Genomic DNA, 23,222 nt, shown 5'->3' with positions numbered 1-23,222 from the left:
GACCATTTTTCACTACCTTTGTACCTTGACAATGAGGGCAGTTTACTTTTGTTAATACTTTAGACATATTACAAAAATACGCCCTCTTTGTCTTTTACAAAAATATCATACAATCTTTACCACAACCAAAATTTTAAGGTGAAACAATAAATTTAACGGCAACAAAGCAAAAAAAAAAATCAGATTTCCAAATTTTTTCATTGGTTTTTACAAATTTCTTTTGTGGGGACAGGTCGCTACCCGTCCCTACAAGATTTTACAAATTTTTTTCATTCCGAAACAAATTCTACCAAATCATAAACCAATTCGTCTTCGTTGTCGGTGATGCGTTGTATCCACATACCTTCTGAGGTGAAGAAAGCATTGAGAAGATTGTAAGTTAGTTTATCTGACTCATATATCAATACTTCTCCTATGTTATTGAAATTTTTATCAAAAATAGCTAAGTATACTTTTGATTTATTGTCCTTACTCAATGGTATCTCAACACCTCTATAATATTCATCTGTAAATGGGTTGTAATACATTTCAGCGTATCTTGCATTTTGATTGAATGCATTAGTATTTTCTTGAGAATCAATTATACGTTTTTTTAAACTTGGTATTTCAATAAAATGAGGAGCATCTAATTCTTTTCCTTCTATCAAATTATGATTCATATCAGTAATTTGAATATTTTTATCTGCCAAAAAGCTATACACAAATTTATTTTCTTTTTTTAAAAAAATTCTACTAAAAAAGTTAAAAGGGGTTGCAAAGTACTTATCTTTATAAATTTTTGGAAATTCCATTGCATAAGCAAACTCCTTTGTTTTGAGGTTTAGAATAATACATAAGCCCTTTCTTTGATAAAAGCTATCTTTGTATGGATCATCATCAGGCGAAGAAGCGATATGCAATTTGTTACTCTCAAGTATAAGTGAATGATTAAACGGAAAAATGGCAGGCATTGCAGTTGTTGCTGAATGTTTTTTCTGCTTAATAAGTGAATATTTTTCTTTTACTTTACCTGTTTCATCAATCAGAAAAACTTTATACTGATAGCTATTTACTACAAAAATACTATCGGCATTATGGTACAAAAACTGATAGATTTTGCCAACAGCATTTTCACCTTCCTTAGCAAATTTAATTCTTTTAATCAATCTCTTATCCTCTATACTATAAAAATCGAGAGAGTTAATTTTACTATTAAGAAAAACCAACTCTTTTTCTTTTATCAATTGTGGATTAAAAATGTATTGAGGTGTAAGACTATCTAATGGTATGGAAAGTGTTTTTTGTACGCTGATTTTATTCCTAAAATTTTGTTCTTTAGCCTCTTTTAATGTACAAGCTGAAACGAAGTGTATAACAATAATCAAAAAAAATTTTTTCATATATAATGGTTTTAGTCTAAACTTAAAAAGGCTAAATAAAGTTTTAGCCTTTTTGAGTATTTTAAGGAGTAACTACAATATCATCTAAACATTCATTACCACCATTTACACAACCGTAAAATTTAATTCCAAAGATGGTGTATTCTACCCAATGCCTATTATTACCATTAGATGGGTCGCTAATATCAATTTCTATTTGAGCCTCCACCTTCTGCGGAGCAAAGATAGTAACATTTGCCAGCAATACCGCCAGCACCCCGAGTTTTTTAAGTTTCTTTTTCATTGCCGTAAAATTTTAAGGTGAAACAATAAATTTAACGGCAACAAAGCAAAAAAAAAAAAAATCACTTTTCCAAATTTTTAGTCAGTTTTTTGTTTTTTTGCAAAAAATAAAAGAAAAATGCTTGCTTCTTTGCTTTGTCGTCCTGTGGGCGTATTAATGAGTTTTTTAGTGCTTGTTGTATTTAGTATTTTATCTTTTGTATATTTACCTGTTTCGTTATTGCCTGAAACAGATGTGCCACAGATTGTTACTAAAATTACTTACCCAAACGCCTCACCTGCTGAAATAGAACAAAACGTTTTACGTCCTATTAGAGAAAAAATGCTCTCTATATTTCAAATTAAAGATATCAGAAGCGAAGCAAATGCGGAAAGTGGTTTAGTAGAGCTTTTCTTTGAGCAAGGAACACAAATGCAATACGCCTACTTAGAGGTAAATGAAAAAGTTGACCAAATTACGCAAAATTTACCTCGTGATTTACCTCGCCCTCAAGTGGTGCGTATCAATACATCTGATGTACCTATCATACGTTTGCAAGTTGTACCTAGGCAAGGCGATTTACTGCAAACTTCCGAACTTGTAGAAAAAGTTATACGAAAACGTATAGAAGCCCTTGAAGGAATTTCTTTAGTAGATATCAACGGGCTTCAAAGAAAAATGATAGGCATTCGCTTGAAAAAAGACTTACTCAACGCCCTACAAATTTCTGAAAAACAAGTTTTCCAAGCTATTCAAGAAGCTAATCAAGATTTAGGGGCTATTTCGGTGCAAGATGGACAATATCGTTATTTTATAAAAATCAATACACAAACTACTTCCGCAGAAGATTTGCAAAAAATAGCTGTACTTACCGCAAAAGGAAATGTCATTCCTTTGAAGCAAATTGCTGAATTTGAAGAAACTACCCAACAAGTGCAGTCTATTCATTTAAGCAACCTTCAGAATGGTATTGTACTTACGCTTCATAAACAAGAAAACGCCCAAATGAATAAACTCATACCCCAAATCTATGAAATTACAGAGATACTAAAACAAGAATATCCATTCTTGGATTTTCAGTTAAGTCAAAATCAATATACACTTTTAGAAGTTGGTATTAGCAACTTACAGAATGATTTGCTTTGGGGTGGTTTATTTGCTTTTGTTATTTTGTTTATTTTTATCGGAAATTATCAAATTCCATTCATTATTGGTGTGATTTTACCTACCTCCCTTGTGATGAGTTTTTTAGTATTTTGGATATTAGATACTTCTATAAATATTGTTTCGCTTTCGGGATTGGCTCTAGGGTTGGGAATGACTATTGATAATGCTATTATTATCTTTGATAACATCTCTAAAAAACGCATAGAAGGATTACCGCTATTTGAGGCTTGTGTGAAAGGCACATATGAAATGTTTGCTCCTTTATTTAGTTCGGGGCTTACGACATTGGCAGTTTTCGTTCCCTTGGTGTTTATGAGTGGTTTAGCAGGGGCATTTACCCGAGACCAAGCTATTTCGGTAGGAGCAATTTTAACAACATCTCTTTTAGTTTCTTGTATTTTACTGCCTTTACTTTACATTATTCTTTTTCGAAACTCGCAGAAACTACCTAAAGAAGACACACGTTTATATTTGTTTTTGTTAAAAGTTTACAAGAAAATTTATGCTTTCTTGCTTCGCAAACCTCAACTGAACTTTGGAATATTTCTGATATTAGGCTTTTTAGGGTTAGGTATTGCTTTTTTCCTTCCTATTGAAGGATTGCCTCCTATTAAAAGAAATGATATTCTTGTAAAAATCAATTGGAATGAGCCTATTAGCATACAAGAAAACGAAAATAGAGTTCGTATTTTAATAGATAAATTTCAAAAATTCATAGATTTTTCGGAAGCAGATATTGGTATTGCTCAATTTTTGTTTAGCAAAGAAACGCAAGGCTTACAGCAAACAGAAATTTACATAAACTTCAAAGAATTTTCATATAAAAATTATTTATCAAAACAAATACAAAAATTTTTAACTATCAACTATCCGCAGGCTCGTTTTGAGCTCAAAGAAGCTCCGAATGTTTTTGATTTGGTTTTTTCAAGCAATAAGCCTTATTATGAGATAAAATTACGAAACTCACAAAAAAACTTTCCTATTCCCTTTCAAGAAATGCAAACTTTTATAGAAAAAAATAAAACAAATGAATTAGATCTCGGCAAGGGTGTGCAAGGAGAAACACAAATAAAATTGCATATTTTGGAAGAAGCGTTATTAAGTCATCAGATAGGGAAAGAACAAGTAGTTGAAACTTTGAAGAATCTTTTTACAGAGCGAGAAATTATGAGTATCAGAAGTTTTGGAAATATTATTCCTGTTCGTTTGAATGAAAAAAAGGAAAATTTTGAAGATAGACTTAAAAAGAATTTCATCAGAAAAGATAGTTCCAATTTGTATCCATTAAGCTATTTTGTAAAATTTGAGTACGAAAACAATTACAAAACCCTAACAGCTGATAAAACGAGCATTTTTCATAGTTTTGAGATAAATTCGCGAGACGAAGGGCAAATCAATGAAAATGCAAAAAAAATTCATTTGGAAGCTAAAAAGCAAAATTGGCAGGTAGATGTTTCGGGGCAATACTTCGAAAACAGAGAGAATATCCAAGAGTTATCCATTATTTTACTGATTGCTGCCTTATTGTTATACCTAATATTGACGGTAGAATTTGAAAGTCTTACACAGCCTCTCGTAGTACTTTGTACGCTTCCTTTGGGTTTTACGGGTAGTTTATTAGGTATTTGGTTGGGTGGAGCAACACTGAATATAATGTCGGTAATTGGTTTAGTTGTTATGTTAGGAATTATAGATAATGAGGCTATTTTGAAAATAGATACTATCAACCGTTTGCGAAAAGAAGGAATGGGTTTTGAAGAAGCAATTAGTAAGGCGGGGGAAATTTGTTTTAAACCCGTGCTTATGACTTCGCTTACAAATATTTTAGCTCTAATACCATTTTTATTTGATACAGGTATAGGTGGGGATTTACAGAGACCTTTTGTACTTGCTATTATCGGTGGTTTGACTTTTGGGACTTTTACAGCTTTATTTTTTGTGTCTCTGGCATATAAAATATTTGCTAAAAAAGATACTTAATGAAACTTTCAAGGCTCACATTATACAAATCAGCTTTTTTTGAGAAAAATTTCAGACTTTTTCAATAACTAACCATTTAGTAAGCTACCAAATGGTTAGTTACAAGAAATTTTAGAAAAAAATTTACGAAGCGAGTTTCTAACTCAATTCTTTCATAAGAATTTGGTTAGTTAGTTTAGGGTCTGCTTTGCCTCCTGTGGCTTTCATTACTTCACCTACAAAAAGCCCTAACAAACCTTTTTTACCTTTTTTGTATTCATTAACTTTTTCAGGATATTTGGCAAGTACTTGTTTTACAAGCTCCAAAATTTCGCTTTCATTACTTTCAATCACAAGATTTTCTTCTTGTGCAATTTGTAAAGCTGTCTTTGTAGAATTTTCAAGCATTTTTGCAAATACTTGCTTGGCTATATTGTTATTGATTTTTCCTTCGTCAATCAAATTGATAAGCCCTGCAAGGTTTTCAGCTGAAATGGGAAATTCTGTAATTTCCATAGTGAGTTCGTTCAGATAAGCCCTAACAGCCCCTAAAATCCAATTAGCGGCAGATTTTTTATTAGCCGTATGCCTACAAATTTCTTCAAAATAAAGTGCCGTAGGTTTTTCATCGGTGAGTTGTGAGGCATCATAATCGCTCAGTCCGTACTCTTGTGTGAATTTATCATAAAGCTCGCGGGGCAAAGCAGGCATTTCGGCTCGTATGCGTTCAATCCAAGCCTTATCTACCACCACAGGGGCTAAATCAGGTTCAGGAAAATAGCGGTAATCATTCAGGGTTTCTTTGGTACGTAGGCTATACGTTACGCCCGTAGTAGCATCAAACATTCGGGTTTCTTGGGGAAAAGTTTCGCCTCTTTCTAATAGTTCTGTTTGTCTTTTGAACTCATATTCAATTGCTCTTTTTACATTGGTAAAAGAATTTAAGTTTTTCACTTCTACCCTTGTACCGAATTTTTCCGCTCCTTTGAGACGCACCGAAACATTGACATCACAACGAAGAGAACCCTCTTCCATATTACCATCGCAAATATCAAGGTATCTAACAAGTTTGCGGATTTCGTACAAATACCAATAGGCTTCTTCGGGAGTGCGAATATCAGGCTCGGAAACAATTTCAATAAGTGGCACTCCTGCCCTATTCAGGTCAATGAAGCTTTCTTCATAACCTTCAATATGCAAGGACTTTCCTGCGTCTTCTTCTATATGTATGCGTGTGATACCTATCCACTTTGGGCGGTTATTATCTTCCTTGACATTGATAAGCAACTTACCATTTTTACAGATAGGAGTTTTATCTTGTGTAATTTGGTATCCTTTGGGTAAATCGGGATAAAAGTAATTTTTTCTTGCAAAAATGGTGTAAGGAGTAATCTCACAATTCAGAGCCAACCCCATACGGATAGCATAGTCAAAGGTCTTTTTATTTACTTTGGGCAAAACACCAGGGTGAGCAAGTGTGATGACACTGATGTTTGTATTAGGCAAATCTCCATAGCTTGCTATTTCAGGGGCAAATGCTTTGGATTGCGTTTTAAGTTGGGCGTGTACTTCTAAACCAATAACCAGTTCGTATTTTTCGCGGGGTGTCATATCTTGTTTTTGGATTTTTGTCGCAAATATTAAGCAAATTTCTAAAATTTTTTCTAAACTCTCTCCTCTCTCACTCTATTTTTTTACGAGTTTTTTGCGGGGTTTGTTTTTGTTTCTTTTTTTGTTTTGTTTATTTTACTTTGAACATCAAAGTTTTTTGTTTTACAAATAAGAAAATCAATAAAAAACTTGTAATCAAAATTTTATGCTTCTTGATTACAAGCAAAGGTTAAGGTTTTTTATGAATTATTCTGTAACTTTTCTATTTCTTTTTGCAATTTCTCAATACGCACTTGTAAAGATTTTTCTTGAAGTCTGAAAGGTGTAATATCTACCCCTACTTGCAAAATATTTACTACTTTACCCCCTTGGTTTTTAATTGGCAAAAAGTGACTATGTAAAATTAGCTCTTGTCCGTACTTATCTTGATACCTTTGTTCTACAATTTGCGAAATGCCTACTCTCAAATTACGCCAAAGTTCCAAATAGGCAGGGGAATTAGCCTCTTCTGTTTCTAATAGTTCTTTATGCACTTTTCCGATGATTTCTTGGCTTTCAAATTGAATTAGATTGCAGAAAGTCGGATTGACCTGTGTAACTACAGCATCTAAACTAAATTCTATTCGCACAAACTTACTTTCTGTTAGTGCCTTATCATACTGCTCCAAGCCGAATAGCTTTTTACGAGCATCTTCGGTAGTTTCTTGAAGATTCTTAAGTTGTTTCTGTAATTGCTCCTCTGCTTCTTGAAGCTCAAGAAGTTGCAGACGCAAATTTTGTTCAGCAAACTTCCGTTCTGAAATATCTCTACCAAAAATAGAAACACCTACCGCCTTGCCCTGATCATCTTGCATAGGGTTGTAACGAAACTCGTAGATTTTTTCTCCGATTTTTTCCTCCACAGCAAAACGCTCTCCAAGTAAGGCTCTACTATAATTTTCTTTGAAATGTTCAATTTCTTCAGGTTGCAAAAAGCCAAGCAAACTAACTCCAATAGTCAATTTATTGTATGTTCTCTCATAATACCAATTTTTAGCATTTTCGTTGAAAATCATCACTTTGTAATCCTTATCCAAAGCAATAATCAAATCTTCGGTATTATTGATGAGCGAATCCATTTGCTCTTTTTGGCTCTTGGCATCAAAAAGTACTCTTTTGAGTTCTTTTTCGTTTTTACGCATTTCCTCTTGAGTCGCCTCTAATTCCTCTACATTTTGTCGCATTTCTTCTTCTTTTTCTCGCATTTCTTGAGTAAGCTGACGCGACTCTTTGAGAAGCATTTGGGTCTGTAAGTTGCTGGTAACAGTGAAAATGGTAATAGCGATACTTTCAGAAACCTTTTCAACAAATTCTACACTCAAATCATCGAAGTATTCAAAAGAAGCAATTTCTACAACCCCCAATGTAATTTCGTTCGTTTTAAGAGGAACAATGAGAATATTGTTTGGGTTGGCTTCACCCAAACCCGAAGTAATATGCATATAATTTTGTGGAATTTCACGAATATTCAGAATATCTGCTTCCTGAAAGGATTGCCCAATTAAACCCTCACCTATTTTCACGATTTTTCTCATCATTTTGGGGCGGTCGTAAGCATAGCAGGCTACCATTTCCAAGACTTTTTCACTTTCTTCTTCATTTTCGGTGGGTTTATTTAGATTTTTTAGCAAAAAAATCCCTCCTTGATTGGCATTGAGCTTCTTAACAAGGTTAGTAATAATATCTAAACACAAGGCTTCTATATTATCGTTGTTCTGACGCAAAATTTCTGCAAATTGTGTAAATCCATCTGTTAGCCATTTTTCCCGTTGTTCTTTTTCAGTAGCCGCTTTCAAGTTATTTCTCATTTCCAAAAGCGAGTTGCCTAGTTCATCATCTTGGCTTAAAGGTGTGAAATTAGCTCCAAACTCTCTATTACCGATGCTTAAAGCAAAGTTTTTATAACTTTCAAAACCATCTATTAGTTTATTAAGCGATTCTGCCATTACACCGATTTCGTCTTGGGAAGTTACAGGAATTTTTTCCGTTTTTCTTCCTTCCGACATCAGTCGCAAATTGTCAATGATTTTACGAATAGAGCTGGCAATGTAATTTACAATCGTGCCAAAACCCAAAAGAAATACCAAAAGAGCTAAAATAAAACCAATCAGTAGCGTATTACGAGCTTTTTCCAGAGAATCATCTAATAGTTGGGCTTCGTCAATAGTCGCTCCAACAATTAGCTCAAATGGTTCGTAATAAGTGAAATACGTCCATTTCCAAACCCCCTCTTCATTGTTGGGATAACGATAGCGGTATTTGCCACGTTTATTTTTTTGAGCATAATCAATAAAGCGTTTTTCAGCATTTTTTCCCTCCAAAATAGGGTGAATAACATATTCTCCGCTAATGTGCATAGCAAAAGGATAGCCCGAAACGTAATATTTTTTCTCCTTGAATTTTCTTCGTAAAAAAGTTACATCTTTCTCCTTTACACCTGCGTATATCATACCCTTGATTTCACCTTCTACACGCAAAGGCTCATAAGCTACAATAAAATACTCATTATTTTGTAAAATTCTCCCCTTGAAGGTTTGTCCTCTTTCTATGGTTTGTACAATATTATTTCCCATAGGTAAATATACACCTTCCATTCTTTTGTTGCTTTTAGGGTTTATTTCAGTAGTTGCTATTCGCATATACCCTTCGGGTATTTTCTGGAAAATAGCCACCTGACTGCCCACCAGTGCCGCAATGCTATCCACTACTTTGCTATTTTCTTGTACCAAAGCCCCCCGCAAAAGCCATTTTTTCACCTCTACTACTTTTTGTGTCTGTGTAGCCTGATTGATAGCCACCATTTGCACTTTTTCTTCTTGCTCTTGAATAGCTCCCAAGGTTTTCACCCTACTGGAAGCCACTCGTAAGGCATTTTCCATTTCTTGCTGTTTAGCACGGTATTCTAATTCCAAGAGTGTAACCAAATCTTCTAATTGGCTATACATTCTATTATCAACGCTTTGAATAGTACTTTCTCGGTCGGTGTTGTAAATCCAAACCGCCAAACCGCTAAAAATCAAAATCAAAACGAGCGTAGCAAAAAGCAGAAATTTAGCACTTAAATTAAGGTTTCTAAAAAACTTAAACATACCCAAACCAGTTTGAAAGGTTTAGCCACAAGAGGCTTAATTTTTACGCAAATTCAGGGATTTTTTCCAAAAAAGCAAAACCATTTTCAGAAAAAGACATCAAAGCATAAGAAAGCCCATTAGTAAGTAAAACATAAGGAGCTTGCAAAGTCTGATTATAAAGAAAAGCCTGCTCGCAAACTTCTTGCGAAAGACTGACATTCATAGCTTTACACTCTATGAGCATAAAGGGCTTTCCCTCTCTATCATAAACAACTATATCGGTACGCTTGGCTTTTTGATGATAATAATGCCCCTTTTCAATTTGCATTAAGTTCTTGGGATAATGATACTGCTCAGAAAGCCAACATACAATTTGCTGTCTTACCCATTCTTCGGGAGTGAGCAAGACATATTTTTTCCGAATTGTATCAAAAATCCAAAGCTTTTCTGCTTTGCGAACAACTTGTTGCTGATATTCAGGCAAATCAAGATTTTGTATCATACTTGCCTTGAATAATTTTACTTAAAGCGTCTAAATGTAATTTGAAAGAAATTTTACCCTTTTCAGTGATGTGGTAGGAAGTGTTTGATTTCTTCTTGATAAACTGCTTTTTGATTTCAATGTAGCCTCCTTCTTCAAGCACAGAAGCATTACTGGAAAGGTTGCCGTCTGTCAGCCCCATTAAGTCTTTAATTTCATTGAAAGTAGCACTTTTTTTATGCACCAGTACCGACATAATGCCCAAACGAATTTTATTATCAAAAGCCTTATTGATTTGTTTTAGCAGGTCTTTCATAGGTTTTTTGTTTTACTTTTGTTTGCAAAGTAAAAAAAATACAAAAGTAATTCAAAATTTTTTAGTTGTTTTTTTGTTAAATTTGGTTGAAAGTTTGAAAATTATTTACTTTGAGGCGTTTTAGTAAAATTATTTATGCAAAAAATCCCTTTTAATAAGCCCTATTTTACAGGGAAAGAAACCGAGTATATTCGGCAAGCTGTTGAAAATGAACATATTTCGGGAGATGGTTTTTTTACCCAGAAATGCCATCAGTTTTTTCAAAATAGATATAGTTTTCAGAAGTGTTTGCTCACAACTTCCTGCACCGATGCTTTGGAAATGAGTGCTATTTTACTCAATATTCAGGAAGGCGATGAAGTCATAGCTCCCAGTTATACCTTTGTAAGCACGGTGAATGCTTTTGTATTGCGTGGAGCAAAAATTGTTTTTGCCGATACCTACGCCTCACACCCCAACATCAATCCTGATGAAATTGAAGCACTTATTTCACCTAAAACCAAAGCAATCATAGTAGTTCATTATGCAGGGGTTGCTTGCGATATGGAAAAAATTCTTTCTATTGCCCAAAAATATAATCTTTGGGTAGTAGAAGACGCCGCACAAGCCATTGATAGCTATTACAAAAATGTTCCATTAGGAAGTTTAGGGCATTTGTCTGCTTTTTCCTTTCACGAAACTAAAAATATAATTTCAGGAGAAGGAGGAATGCTCGTAATCAATGATGACAAATTTGCCAAAAGAGCCGAAATTATACGCGAAAAAGGTACTAACCGAAGTGCTTTTTTTCGTGGTGAGGTAGATAAATATGGCTGGGTAGATATTGGCTCATCTTTCCTGCCTTCTGATATTATTGCGGCTTTTTTGTATGCACAATTAGAAAATCTAGATAATATTCAGGCAAGACGAAAAGAAATATGGAACATCTACTACGAAGGGCTATATGATTTAGCTCAAAAAGGTAAAATCCAACTCCCCTACCTCCCTAAATATGCCTCTAACAACGCTCATTTGTTTTATGTTGTTTGTGAAAGTTTAGAAGAAAGAAGTGCTTTGCTAGCTCAACTCAAAAATCAAGGCATTGGGGCTGTGTTTCATTATCTATCTCTACACAAATCTTCTTTCTATTCAAGCAGACACGATGGCAGAGTTTTGCCTCATACTGATAAATTTGCAGATTGCTTGTTACGCCTGCCTTTTTATTATGAAATAACTCCAAAAGCTCAAGAAAAAATTATTATGGAAATAAGAAAATTTTACAACTCGTAAATAAATTTTGGCTTTTTGTAATAACAAAGTAGGTTTTGGTAAATATTTCCTCATAAAAAGTTTGATGTATGCTAATTTGGCATTACTTTTGAAAATCATTTAGCATAACTTAAAAATTACCTCAATGAAAAAAGTTTTCAGTATTTTATTTGTAGCTGTTTTGCTGGTAGCAGGAACGGCTCTTGATGTTCAAGCTCAAAAGAAAAAGAAAAAAGGAGATTCTGATGCTTCCAGCAGCACAGCCCCAACAAGCAGTTCTAACGAGTCTCTACTTTTGGGCAAATGGAAATTTGATGTAGAACACTTCAAAGGACTAATGAAAAAAGAAGCTGATAAGGTACGTTCTACCAACCCTGAAAAAGCCAGTGAAATTGAATCGGGTATGGAAATGTTAGGAGCTATGCTTGGCTCAATGACCATAGAATACAAAAAAGGTGGTGAAATGGAAACCTCTGTAATGGGAAGCATAGAAAAAGGTAGCTGGCGTTTAGAAGATGGCGGTAAAACACTTGTTCAAAAAGGTAAAGAAAATAATGAAAGCAAGTCTCGTATCATTGAAATAACAGCCTCTAAACTTGTTTTAGAATCTGGTGAAGGAGATGAAAAAATGCAAATCCAATTTATCAAGTAACCTATTCAAACTTTAATAAAAAACAGCGAGTCTCTCTTGTAATTTAGAGAGACTTGCTGTTTTTTTAATGAAAAATAACTATTTTTACGAAAAACAAACAAGCTATGAAAGTTATCATTCCCGTAGCAGGAGCAGGTATGCGTCTAAGACCACATACACACACCCAACCCAAAACACTTGTCCCCATCGCAGGTAAGCCTATTTTAGCTCATATTATTGATGACTTACGAAATTACGGCTTTGAACAATTTGTGTTTGTTCTTGGCTATTTAGGGGAAAAAGTAGAAGAGTTTATTAGAAATCACTATCAAAATCAAATTCACGCCGAATTTGTCTATCAAGAGCCACGCGAAGGTTCGGCACACGCCCTTTGGATTGCCAAACATACTTACGAAAAGGAAAATGAAATATTGATAGTTTTAGGAGATACTATTGCTACACTAGATTATGTCAAACTGCTCAAGCATAAAAATTCAGTGATTTGCGTGCAAAAAGTCAGTAACCCTACTCAATTTGGAATTGCCCAAATCGGTAAAAAAGGTGAGGTAATAAATTTGATAGAAAAACCAAAAATCCCAAAATCTAATTGGGCAATTGTGGGGGTGTATAAAATCAAAAACATTCCTCTTTTTCTGCAAAGCATTGAAAAACTTTTCCAAAAAAAACAAAAAAACCAGAACGAATACTACCTGACCGATGCCCTGATGAATATGATAGAATCAGGAGAAATTATTTTCAGTATGCCTGTAACACACTGGTACGATTGCGGCAAACGTGAAACCTTGCTCGAAGCAAATGCCATTTTACTCAATAAACCTGAATTTCAAAACTACTCTCTACAATATCCTGAAAGTGTGATTATCCCACCCGTTAGTATTGGTAAAAACTGCGTAATTAAAGGCTCTATTATCGGACCCAATGTAGCTATTGGCGAAGATAGTCTTTTAGAAAATAGTATAATCCGAAACTCTATTATCGGCTCTTATAGCGAAATTACCAATGTGCTTTTGCAAGATTCTATCATTGGCAACGATAGCTCGGTAAAAGGCGAAAACCATATTTTAAGTATTGGTGATGACGCAGAAATCAATTTGTAAAATGAAGCAAGAAAACAGAAAACAATATAAAAGAGTGAAAAATTACAAGAAAAAACTACAAAAACTCTTCTAAATTACCCGCTCCTTCACGTATAATTTCAAAGTCATCACTCGTGCAATCTACAATAGTAGAGGGTTGTATGCCTCCTATGCCCCCGTCAATAACAATATCTACCTGATTTTTGAATTTTTCATAAATCAGTTCGGGGTCGTTGATGTAATTGATGCTTTCGCCCTCATCATTATGCAAAGACGTTGTAATAATAGGATTGCCCAATTCTAAAACAATTTGGCGAGGTATGGGATGGTCAGGGATACGAATACCTACGGTTTTGCGATTGTTGTCCAAAATTTTAGGAACTTTATTAGTTGCAAGCAAAATAAACGTAAAAGCCCCAGGTAAAGCCTTTTTCATCAGGCGGAAAGTGGCGTTACTCAAATTGCGAGCATACTCTGAAATGTGGCTTAAATCATTGCAAATAAAAGCTAAATTGGCTTTTTTAGGATTGATTTGCTTAATCTGACAAATACGCTCAATAGCACGGCTATTGTGTAAATCGCAACCCAGTCCGTAAATAGTATCTGTGGGGTAAATAATCACCCCTCCTTCTCGCAAACAATCCACTACTTGTTTAATTTTGCGAGGTTCTGGGTTTTTAGGGTGTATAGATAGGAAAGTGGCAGGCATATCATTTTTTCGCAAGATACAAAAAAAATATCTAAAAATCTGAAATCAAACCTGCCTGTAAGAGTTTTTTGAAGGAATAAACCACAATACAACCAATCCCACTACAAAAAACACAAGCAAAGCTAATACACTATTTCGCATAGAACCCGTAAGATGATGCACAAAACCATATACAAAAATCCCCAGAGCCGTAGCGATTTTATCGGTAGCATCGTAAAAGCTAAAAAAAGACGTGGTATCAGTGGTTTCAGGCATTAGCTTGGCATAGGTAGAACGTGAAAGCGATTGTATGCCACCCATTACTAGCCCTACTACTGATGCCAAAGCATAAAAACTCATTGCCGATTTTACAAAATAAGCCCAAATACAAATTCCGATCCATATTACTACGGCTATTCTCAACGAAAAAGTATTACCTTTTTTTTCAGAAATTTTTGAAAAAAAGTAAGAACCTGCCACCGCTACCAATTGAATAATTAAAACCACAATTATGAGCGATTGTTGCTCTAAACTGATTTCTTCTTTGGCAAAAAAAGTAGCCAAATACATTACGGTTTGCAGAGCCATATTGTAAAAAAAGAAAGCGACAATGAACCGCTTTAAGTAAGGCAAGGTTTTTAGTTTTTTCCAAACAAAGTTTAGTTCCTTAAAGCCATTGAATAGCCAAGCTCCGTGAGCCTGTTTCTGATACACATTTTTAGGTAAAAAATAAAAGCTGTACTGAGCAAAACCTAGCCACCAAATACCTGTAATGGCAAAGGAAATTCTCGGGGCAAGCGTAGCATCTTGCCAACCTAAATCTTTGTAAAAAATGATTATAGCAAGTGAAAAAATCAGCAAAATCACACTGCCAATATATCCACGAGCGAAGGCTTTGGCACTCAAAGCATCAAATTTATCTTCGGTGGCTATATCAGGCAAGTAAGAATTATTAAAAACGATACTTCCCGCATAACCAATCAGCCCGAGCATATAGCCCCAAACGCCCCAATGCAAAGAGTTTATATCTTTGAAAAAAAATAGCATCAAGCACGCCAAAGAACCCAATACACAGAAAAATTGCATAAAACCTTTTTTCTTTCCGCTGTAATCGGCAATAGCCGAAAGAATAGGACTAACAAAAGCTATCATCAGAAATGCGGCAGAAGCGGCATATTCAAACAGAACCGTGTTTTTGAAGGTCAGCCCCCAAAAAGCAATGATATTAGAACCATCAGCATTACGGGCAACGCTCTCGCTGTACCCCGGAAATACAGCCGAAGCAATTACAAGCGAAAAAGCCGAATTTGCCCAGTCGTACATTGTCCAAGCATTCAGTATGCGAGGATTATTTTTGGTAAAAGAAGTGGTCATAGCTTTGAAAGTTAGACAAACATACACAACTCTCTATCAAACTCCAAACTTTTCTTATGAAAATACTTTTTATTTCCCAATCTCAAAAATTGACTTAAATTTGCCCACAAAATTCATAGGCTATGACCAAAGAGTTAGTACCTGTTAGCGATTTATTTGAAAATTGGTTTTTAGATTATGCTTCCTACGTAATTTTAGAGCGTGCCGTGCCTGCTATTGAAGACGGCTTAAAACCCGTTCAAAGGCGTATTTTGCACGCAATGTACCAAATAGATGACAGCAGATACAACAAAGTTGCCAATATCATTGGGCAAGCGATGCAGTATCACCCACACGGCGATGCGGCGATTTCAGAGGCAATGATTGGACTGGGACAAAAAGACTTACTCATTGATACACAAGGCAACTGGGGCGATATACGCACAGGCGATAGTGCCGCCGCAAGCCGTTATATTGAAGCTCGTCTTACTAAATTTGCCTTGGAAGTGGCTTTTAACCCTGCCATTACTGAATGGCAATATTCTTATGATGGTAGGAAAAAAGAACCTATCACCTTGCCAATGAAGTTTCCTTTACTTTTGGCACAAGGCGTAGAAGGCATTGCCGTAGGACTTTCCACTAAAATTTTGCCTCACAATTTCTGCGAACTTATTGAAGCTTCTATTGACATTCTGAAAGGAAAAAACACACAAATTTTACCTGATTTCCCCACAGGAGGAATTATAGATGTAAGCGACTACAAATCAGGTGCAAGGGGCGGAAAAGTACGCATTAGAGCAAAAATTGAAAAAATTGATAACAAAACTATTGTTATTCGTGAAATTCCTTTTGGCACTACTACCACCAGCCTTATAGAATCGGTGCTGAAAGCCGTTGAACAAGGTAAAATTAAAATCAAAAATATCGTTGATAACACTGCCAAAGAGGTTGAAATTCTCATCACCTTGCCACAAGGTGTAGAACCTGAAATCACCATTGACGCCCTGTATGCCTTCACTGATTGCGAAGTTTCTGTTTCTCCTAATGCCTGTGTTATTGTTGATAAAAAGCCTGTATTTACAAGTGTTGATGAGATTTTGAGAATTTCTACTTTGAACACCAAAGAACTTTTAAGAAAAGAATTAGAATTACAAAAAAATGCTCTCCAAGAGAAAATTTTAGCTCTGAGTTTGGAGAAAATTTTTATTGAGCAAAAAATTTACCGAAAAATTGAAGAAGCCGAAACTTGGGAAGCTATTTTACAAACCATTCGCACCCATATTGAGCCTTTCACTAAAAACTTTTTCCGAAACATTACTGATGAGGATATTAGCAGACTTACCGAAATTAAAATCAAACGTATTTCCAAATATGATAGCCAAAAAGCCGAACAAGAACTTCAAAAATTACAAATTGATTTAGAGGAAACCGAAAATAACCTTGTCAATCTGAACGAGTACGCCATTTTATATTTCAAAAATCTGCTCAAAAAATATGGAAAAGGCAGAGAACGCAAAACCACTATTGCTACTTTTGGCACTATTCAGGCTACGCAGGTAGTTGCCAATAACACCAAATTGTACGTAAATAGAAGCGATGGATTTATTGGCTATGGCTTAAAGAAAGATGAATTTGTCTGTGATTGTGCCGATATTGATGATATTATTGTATTCCGTGCCGATGGCAAATTTTTGGTTACCAAAATTGCAGAAAAAACTTTTGTAGGCAAAGATATTATTCACGTAGCGGTTTTCAATAAAAACGACAACCGAATGACCTACAATATGGCTTATCGTGATGGATTGGCAGGCAATACGTATGTAAAACGCTTTCAAATCGGCGGAATTACCCGCGATAAAGAATACGACCTTACCAAGGGCGAAGTCAAATCAAAGGTTTTGTATTTTTCAGCCAACCCTAACGGCGAAGCCGAAAAAATACGTATCACACTTTCAGCCAATTGTAAGGCTAAAAATAAAGTTTTTGAATACGATTTTGCTACGCTGGATATTAAAGGTAGGAGTAGTATGGGTAACATTCTCACCAAATATCCTATCAAGAAAATAGAAAAAATTTCAGAAGGCGTTTCTACACTTGGCAAATTGCAAATCTGGTACGATACCCTCACAGGCGAACTAAATACACAAAGCAAAGGAGTACTACTGGGTGGCTTTGAAGGCGAAGACAAAATTTTAGTCATTTACAAAGAGGGTAGCTATGAAATCAAAAACTACGACCTACGCCGCTTTGACCCACTACAAGTAGCTTTGGTTGAAAAATTCAATCCCGAAAAGGTACTTTCTTGTATTTATTTCAGTGGCGAACATCAACAATATTTTGTAAAACGTTTTCGTATTGAAACCTCTACACAAGATAAAATTTTCAGTTTTATTAACGAACACCCTAATTCTAAAATGCTCCTGATTAGTACCGATTTGCACCCACAAATAAAAATCAAATACCAGAAAGCAGGTGAAAAAACTTGGAGCGAATTTGTATATGATTTGGACATTTTGGCAGAAATAAAAGGCTGGAAAGCCGTAGGAAATAAGTTGCCTATACAGCAATTCAAGGAAATTACGCTGTTACAAAGCCCTACCTCAAACACTATGCAAGAAAATGGTGTAGGTTTGTTTGGGTAAAAGCTACGAAATTCTCGCCCAATTCGTGGTACTTTTTTTCAGACTTTCAAGCTGATGCTTAATACAAGCATTTTTGTAAAGTGTAAGCTCTGAATCTTCTTGGAGAATCTTGAAAGCAGTTTGGCGAGCTTGTTCTAAAATAGGAGCATCTTTGGCAAGGTCGGCAATAAGAAGGTCTAAAATACCACTTTGTTGCGTACCCATTAGGTCGCCGGGTCCGCGTAAGCGAAGGTCTGTATTTGCAATTTCAAAGCCATCGTTAGTTTCTACCATAATTTTTATACGCTCACGAGCCTCTTTGGAGAGTTCGTATTTAGTCATCAGGATACAATACGACTGCTCCGAGCCTCTCCCTACCCTACCTCGCAACTGATGAAGTTGAGAAAGTCCGAAGCGTTCAGCATTTTCAATTACCATAATAGAAGCATTAGGAACATTTACACCTACCTCTATCACGGTAGTAGCTACCATAATTTGTGTTTCGCCACGGGCAAAGCGTTGCATTTCATAGTCTTTATCTTTGGGTTTCATTTGTCCGTGAACTACACTAACAGCATATTCAGGGAAGGCTCTTGTAATGCTTTCGTAGCCGTCCATTAGGTTTTTGAGGTCTAATTTTTCAGATTCTTCAATGAGTGGGTACACAAAATACACCTGCCTACCCTTTCGGATTTCTTCACGAATAAAGCCGAATACTTTGAGGCGATGAGCATCATAACGATGCACGGTTCGCACAGGCTTTCTGCCCGGTGGCAATTCGTCAATGATAGAAACATCTAAATCTCCGTAAAGTGTCATAGCAAGAGTACGAGGAATGGGGGTTGCAGTCATTACAAGCACGTGCGGGAAAATTGCCTGATTTTTATGCCATAATTTAGAGCGTTGCTCCACACCAAAGCGGTGTTGTTCATCAATAATGGCAAGTCCCAAATTTTTGAATTTTACTTTTTCTTCAATGAGGGCGTGCGTGCCAATCAATATTTTCATATCACCGCTTTCCAGATAGTCGTGAATGAGTTTTCGGTTACCTCCTGTGCTTGAACCTGTGAGAATATCAATGGGAATATTAAGTTTATCGGCGTATTTTTTCAATCCTTGATAATGCTGTTCAGCAAGAATTTCAGTAGGAGCCATTAGACAAGCCTGAAAACCATTACCAACCGCCAAAAGCATTGTAATAAAAGCTACTATGGTTTTTCCGCTTCCTACATCACCCTGTAAAAGGCGGTTCATTTGCTTACCCGAAGTTACATCTTTGTAAATTTCACGAATAACACGCTTTTGAGCATTTGTCAAATCAAATTCTAAATGACTTTTGTAAAAATCGGTAAGCAGCGAAGTATCTTTGAATAAAAAACCTTGATAGGTTTCCTTACGATAAAGATTTTGACGAATAAGACGAATTTGTGTATAAAACAACTCCTCAAATTTGAGCCTGTATTCAGCTTTTTGTAAAAGTTCTATGTTTTTAGGAAAATGAATATTAGTGATAGCTTCTTTTTTGGAAATAAGTTTGTGCTGTATGAGTACTTCTTCGGGCAAAGTTTCGCGTATATGCCTGACTGCTTCGGGCAATACTCCTCGTATAATTTTAGCAAGAGCTTTACTATCCAAGCCCTTTTGCTTCATTTTTTCCGTAGTATGATACACAGGAAAGAGTGTGCCTTGCTCCTTTATTTCTTGGGGATTATAGACTTGAATTTCGGGGTGAGGCAGAGTGATTTTGCCATTAAACTCATTGGGTTTGCCAAAAGCAATATACTCCTGATTGACCTGAATAAATTTCTTAATACCTACAATGCCTTTGAACCAAACCAGTTCCAAATCACCTGTTTCATCTCGCAGGTAGGCAATAAAACGTTGTTTGCTTCCTTCGCCAATGGTTTCAGTAAATTTTACTTTGCCTTTTACCTGAATATAAGGCATATCGGCGTGAAGTTCAGAGATTTTATGGAATTGGGAGCGGTCTTCGTGCCGAAACGGATAATGCTGAATAAGGTCGGCAATGGTGAAAATTTTAAGTTCTTTTTTGAGAATATCGGCTCGTTGAGGTCCAATGCCTTTTACATATTCAATAGAGGTTTCAAAATAGTTGTGGTTCATAGTTTTTTTGAGCCTAAAAATTAGGCAAAAATACGTTTTTTCTGCCTGAAAACACAACTATCCTGCTTGCTGTTTTTCGCTTTCTGTTTTCTTTTTACTCACAAACCACACCAAAACGAAAGCCAAACCTCCAAAAACAAGTACTACAAGCGTCTGAACAATATGCATAAAAGTTCCTATGGTACTACTCAAAATAATATTTTGCTGAGGATTAGGGGCAATTCTATAACTTTCCAAAGTTTTTCCTACAAGTAAATTATATGCTCCTATACCTCCTTGCACAGGTAGAGCCATACCGATACCTCCCATTACCAAAATAGCCAAAGCCTGCAAAGGATTTAACGAAGCTGTTTCTGGTCTGATGAAAAAAAGTACATAAGACATCAGATAATACATTGCCCATATAAGCAAAGTATAAAACACAAACAAAGGCTTATTTTGTACATTTCTAAAACTCATAATCCCCTGCCATACGCCTTTCAAAAAACCACCCAAACGGCTTTGCAAGAAAACACGAATTTTCTTTCTCAAAACGTATATTGCTATTATTCCCAAAATCAGCAATCCGCTACCTACAAGAGCAATCCCGTAGAGCTTTTCTACGGAAATATTTCTAAAAAGCCCCTCCCAAGATTCTGCAAAAATTTGACTGATACGCCCAAATTCCAAAGCCAATACCAAAAGCACTAAACCCAGCAATATAAAAACATCTATGATTCTTTCTGTAACAACCGTGCCAAAAGTAATTTGAGCAGGTACTCCCTCCATTTTTTGTAAAACGCCACAACGAGCTACTTCGCCTGCCCGTGGTAGAGCCAGATTAGTCAAATACCCCACCATAACCGCCAAAAAAGCAGGATAAGCTCTTACTTTGTAACCCAAAGGAGCAAGTAACATACAAGAACGCACCCCCCTTGCCCAATGGCTAATCAAAGCAAATATTGCTGAAAGCAAAAGCCAAAGCGGATTGGCTTCGGTAAAAGATTTTTTTAGCTCGCTCCAATCTAAATTTGGTACTATCAGGAAATAAAAAAGGGCAATCCCTATGCCCAAAGGTAAAACATATGAAATAATTTTTTTCATAGATTAGCTAAAAATATTTTCTGTTCAAAATTTCGCTCACAATAAATGCCTGTTTGAAAGTATTTTTATCTTTCAGTATTTTAGCAAAAGGTGATTGCGTCTGTTGGTGGATTTGATATGGTGAAAAATGTTGGTCGCCTTTTCTCTGCTCTTGGGTTAGACCTCTTTCGGGATTTACAACATCTAAGTTTTTTTTCTGTTGAGGCTTCTTTTCTTGTTTAGGCTGTTTTAAGGTTTTCTGCGGAGTTTTTTCCGCCTCTTGAATTTGCTTTTTCAACTGCTTGAACAGGTCGTCAAATGTTTGTTGAGCACTTTTTGTTTCATTTTTTTTGGTATTTTGAGGTACAGTTTCAGGAGTTGGTTCGTCTGCACTTTGTTCTTTATTTCCTGAAAAAATACGCACCAAAAAAATAATAATAGCAATGATATAAGGCAAAAGTTCTAATAGATTGTCCATTGATTTTTCCTTTTTCTTTTCAAACCTACAAAAAGATTTGAAAGCAAGCAAATAAAGTTTATTTTTTTTCCAAAATTTGACGAATAGGCTGTACGAGTCTATCAATATCGCCTGCTCCTATGGTTACAACCACATCAAAATCAAGAATTTGAATAATTTGTAGCAAATTTTCTTTTGTACATAATAATTTTTCGGTTGTTTGAGCTTTTTCTATAAGCATTTTAGAATGTACGCCTTCAATGGGTTTTTCGCGAGCAGGATAGATATCCAAAAGAATTAGCCTATCGGCAAGAGAAAGTGCTTGCGAAAATTCGCTTGCAAAATCGCGAGTGCGTGTATAAAGATGTGGCTGAAAAATAGCTGTAATGTGCTTTTCGGGATAAAGCATACGCACCGCTGTTAGGAAAGCACGAATTTCTTCGGGGTGATGAGCATAATCGTCAATTTGAATAATCTTATCAGTTTTCAAAATGTATTCAAAACGCCTTTTTACCCCCTTAAACTCTGCAATACCTTTAGCAATCGTTTCATCAGGTATTTGCAGATTTTGAGCCACTGAAATAGCGGCAAGTGCATTCAAAATATTATGATAGCCGGGTACCCGCAGATGCACATTTTCTAATATACTCTTGGGAGTAAGTACATCAAAGACAAAATTTCCATCTTGTATGCGGATATTTTTTGCCTGATACTCCCCCTTTTGCAAACCAAAAGTAGCTGAATGAATGTGATTTTCAATTTTTAATGGCAAACCATTTTTGTAAAATAAATCTCCACCTATTTTAATTTTCTTGACAAACATTTCAAAAGCCTCTTGCACAGTCGAGTGGTTCTGATAAATGTCTAAATGGTCGGCATCAGTAGCTGTGATGATAGCAATATTGGGGTTTAAGGTCAAAAAAGACCTATCATATTCATCAGCTTCTACAACCACATAAGCATTGGGGTCATTGCTTAAAAGCAAATTAGTAGCATAATTTTGCGTAATTCCTCCTACAAAAGCGGTTACGGGTTTTTCAGCAAAAGCAAGCAGATGAGCTACCATTGAAGTAGTAGTAGTTTTGCCGTGTGTGCCTGCAATAGCAATCGTAAAATTATCTTGTGTAATAAGCCCCAGAGCCTCTGCACGTTTGAGAATTTTGTAATCTTTTTCTCTAAAAAACTGCAAAAGAGAGCTTTCTTGTGGAATAGCAGGTGTATAAACCACCAAAGTATTCTCGGCTGTAAAATTATTTGGAATAAGATGATTATTTTCTTCAAATATAACCGATATGCCTTCACTGATAAGTTCTTGGGTAATCTGAGAGGGACTTTTATCATAACCCGAAACGCAAAACAGATTCGCTTTGAACCATCTCGCCAGTGCACTCATTCCTATTCCACCTATCCCTAAAAAATAGACATTACTAAAATCTTGTAAGTTCATTGTAGTTTTAGCTGTACAAATTTTTGCAAAAATAATAGGAAAGCCCATAAAAATGCAAAAACTTACGCAAAAATTCTATTTAACGTGAGTTAAGCGGCAATATCTTGAAAAAGTTCAAAATTTGTAAGTAGATTTTTTTCTTGAAAATCTCTAATAGTGGGCTTTTTATCTAGGAATTTGTAGGCAATAATTCCAGACCACAAATTGAC

General features: G+C 35.6%; 17 protein-coding genes. 5 read left to right on the top strand and 12 right to left on the bottom strand.

Annotation, left to right across the window (positions count from 1 at the left end; genetic code table 11):
- Nucleotides 1–269: 269 nt before the first annotated feature.
- Together Rain11_RS11645 and Rain11_RS11640 are read right to left on the bottom strand one after the other, a co-directional pair.
- Complete coding sequence (locus Rain11_RS11645) at nt 270–1,379, bottom strand: DUF4221 family protein (RefSeq protein WP_101359542.1); 1,110 nt, start codon at nt 1,377–1,379, stop codon at nt 270–272.
- A gap of 61 nt (nt 1,380–1,440) precedes the next feature.
- Nucleotides 1,441–1,662 carry a hypothetical protein gene (locus tag Rain11_RS11640; RefSeq protein WP_101359541.1) on the bottom strand — a complete coding sequence of 74 codons (222 nt, stop codon included), beginning with the start codon at nt 1,660–1,662 and terminating at the stop codon, nt 1,441–1,443.
- Between the two features lie 117 nt (nt 1,663–1,779).
- Between Rain11_RS11640 and Rain11_RS11635 the strand changes: the two genes are divergently transcribed.
- The gene (locus tag Rain11_RS11635) at nt 1,780–4,788 is read left to right on the top strand and encodes an efflux RND transporter permease subunit (RefSeq protein ID WP_101359540.1); all 3,009 of its coding nucleotides are present in this window, start codon (nt 1,780–1,782) and stop codon (nt 4,786–4,788) included.
- A gap of 138 nt (nt 4,789–4,926) precedes the next feature.
- Here the strand turns inward: Rain11_RS11635 and gatB are convergent, their stop codons facing one another.
- The 4 genes from gatB to Rain11_RS11615 form a co-directional block, all read right to left on the bottom strand.
- A complete protein-coding gene (gatB, locus tag Rain11_RS11630; protein ID WP_101359539.1) occupies nt 4,927–6,378 on the bottom strand; it encodes an Asp-tRNA(Asn)/Glu-tRNA(Gln) amidotransferase subunit GatB in 1,452 nt (483 codons plus the stop codon).
- 239 nt (nt 6,379–6,617) lie between these two features.
- On the bottom strand, nt 6,618–9,506 hold the full coding sequence (locus tag Rain11_RS11625) for a Cache 3/Cache 2 fusion domain-containing protein (protein ID WP_101359538.1): 2,889 nt from the start codon (nt 9,504–9,506) through the stop codon (nt 6,618–6,620).
- Nucleotides 9,507–9,549: 43 nt separating this feature from the next.
- The gene (locus tag Rain11_RS11620) at nt 9,550–9,990 is read right to left on the bottom strand and encodes a type I restriction enzyme HsdR N-terminal domain-containing protein (RefSeq protein WP_101359537.1); all 441 of its coding nucleotides are present in this window, start codon (nt 9,988–9,990) and stop codon (nt 9,550–9,552) included.
- Nucleotides 9,974–10,285, bottom strand: a complete 312-nt coding sequence (locus tag Rain11_RS11615; RefSeq protein ID WP_101359536.1) for a winged helix-turn-helix domain-containing protein — start codon at nt 10,283–10,285, stop codon at nt 9,974–9,976. The genes Rain11_RS11620 and Rain11_RS11615 overlap by 17 nt, the downstream gene beginning before the upstream one ends.
- Nucleotides 10,286–10,420: 135 nt before the next feature.
- On the opposite strand from Rain11_RS11615, the gene rffA reads away from it, so the two are divergent.
- From rffA to Rain11_RS11600, 3 genes are all read left to right on the top strand, one after another.
- Nucleotides 10,421–11,554, top strand: a complete 1,134-nt coding sequence (gene rffA / locus Rain11_RS11610) for a dTDP-4-amino-4,6-dideoxygalactose transaminase (protein ID WP_101359535.1) — start codon at nt 10,421–10,423, stop codon at nt 11,552–11,554.
- Nucleotides 11,555–11,678: 124 nt separating this feature from the next.
- Nucleotides 11,679–12,185: a hypothetical protein gene (locus Rain11_RS11605; RefSeq protein ID WP_101359534.1), complete on the top strand. Its 507-nt coding sequence runs from the start codon at nt 11,679–11,681 to the stop codon at nt 12,183–12,185.
- A gap of 104 nt (nt 12,186–12,289) precedes the next feature.
- Complete coding sequence (locus tag Rain11_RS11600; protein ID WP_101359533.1) at nt 12,290–13,282, top strand: sugar phosphate nucleotidyltransferase; 993 nt, start codon at nt 12,290–12,292, stop codon at nt 13,280–13,282.
- A 55-nt stretch (nt 13,283–13,337) separates the two neighbouring features.
- Here the strand turns inward: Rain11_RS11600 and Rain11_RS11595 are convergent, their stop codons facing one another.
- Both Rain11_RS11595 and Rain11_RS11590 read right to left on the bottom strand, forming a co-directional pair.
- A complete protein-coding gene (locus Rain11_RS11595; RefSeq protein ID WP_101359532.1) occupies nt 13,338–13,970 on the bottom strand; it encodes an L-threonylcarbamoyladenylate synthase in 633 nt (210 codons plus the stop codon).
- Nucleotides 13,971–14,015: 45 nt separating this feature from the next.
- A complete protein-coding gene (locus Rain11_RS11590; RefSeq protein WP_101359531.1) occupies nt 14,016–15,323 on the bottom strand; it encodes an MFS transporter in 1,308 nt (435 codons plus the stop codon).
- A gap of 122 nt (nt 15,324–15,445) precedes the next feature.
- Between Rain11_RS11590 and Rain11_RS11585 the strand changes: the two genes are divergently transcribed.
- A complete protein-coding gene (locus tag Rain11_RS11585; protein WP_101359530.1) occupies nt 15,446–17,944 on the top strand; it encodes a DNA gyrase/topoisomerase IV subunit A in 2,499 nt (832 codons plus the stop codon).
- Nucleotides 17,945–17,947: 3 nt separating this feature from the next.
- On the opposite strand, the gene recG is transcribed toward Rain11_RS11585, so the two are convergent.
- Genes recG through murC form a run of 4 tightly spaced genes read right to left on the bottom strand, consistent with a single transcriptional unit; the run spans nt 17,948 to nt 23,013 of the window.
- Nucleotides 17,948–20,047 carry an ATP-dependent DNA helicase RecG gene (gene recG, locus Rain11_RS11580; RefSeq protein ID WP_101359544.1) on the bottom strand — a complete coding sequence of 700 codons (2,100 nt, stop codon included), beginning with the start codon at nt 20,045–20,047 and terminating at the stop codon, nt 17,948–17,950.
- A gap of 57 nt (nt 20,048–20,104) precedes the next feature.
- Nucleotides 20,105–21,130, bottom strand: a complete 1,026-nt coding sequence (locus Rain11_RS11575) for a lysylphosphatidylglycerol synthase transmembrane domain-containing protein (protein ID WP_101359529.1) — start codon at nt 21,128–21,130, stop codon at nt 20,105–20,107.
- A 7-nt stretch (nt 21,131–21,137) separates the two neighbouring features.
- Nucleotides 21,138–21,587, bottom strand: a complete 450-nt coding sequence (locus Rain11_RS11570) for a hypothetical protein (RefSeq protein WP_101359528.1) — start codon at nt 21,585–21,587, stop codon at nt 21,138–21,140.
- 58 nt (nt 21,588–21,645) lie between these two features.
- Nucleotides 21,646–23,013 (bottom strand): UDP-N-acetylmuramate--L-alanine ligase, encoded by a 1,368-nt coding sequence (gene murC, locus Rain11_RS11565; RefSeq protein WP_101359543.1) that lies wholly within the window; start codon nt 23,011–23,013, stop codon nt 21,646–21,648.
- Nucleotides 23,014–23,222: the final 209 nt, after the last annotated feature.

Origin of the sequence: Raineya orbicola, from assembly GCF_002843425.1 — a bacterium.
Taxonomy (GTDB): domain Bacteria; phylum Bacteroidota; class Bacteroidia; order Cytophagales; family Thermonemataceae; genus Raineya; species Raineya orbicola.
This window is presented reverse-complemented; position numbering and strand designations above follow the sequence as displayed.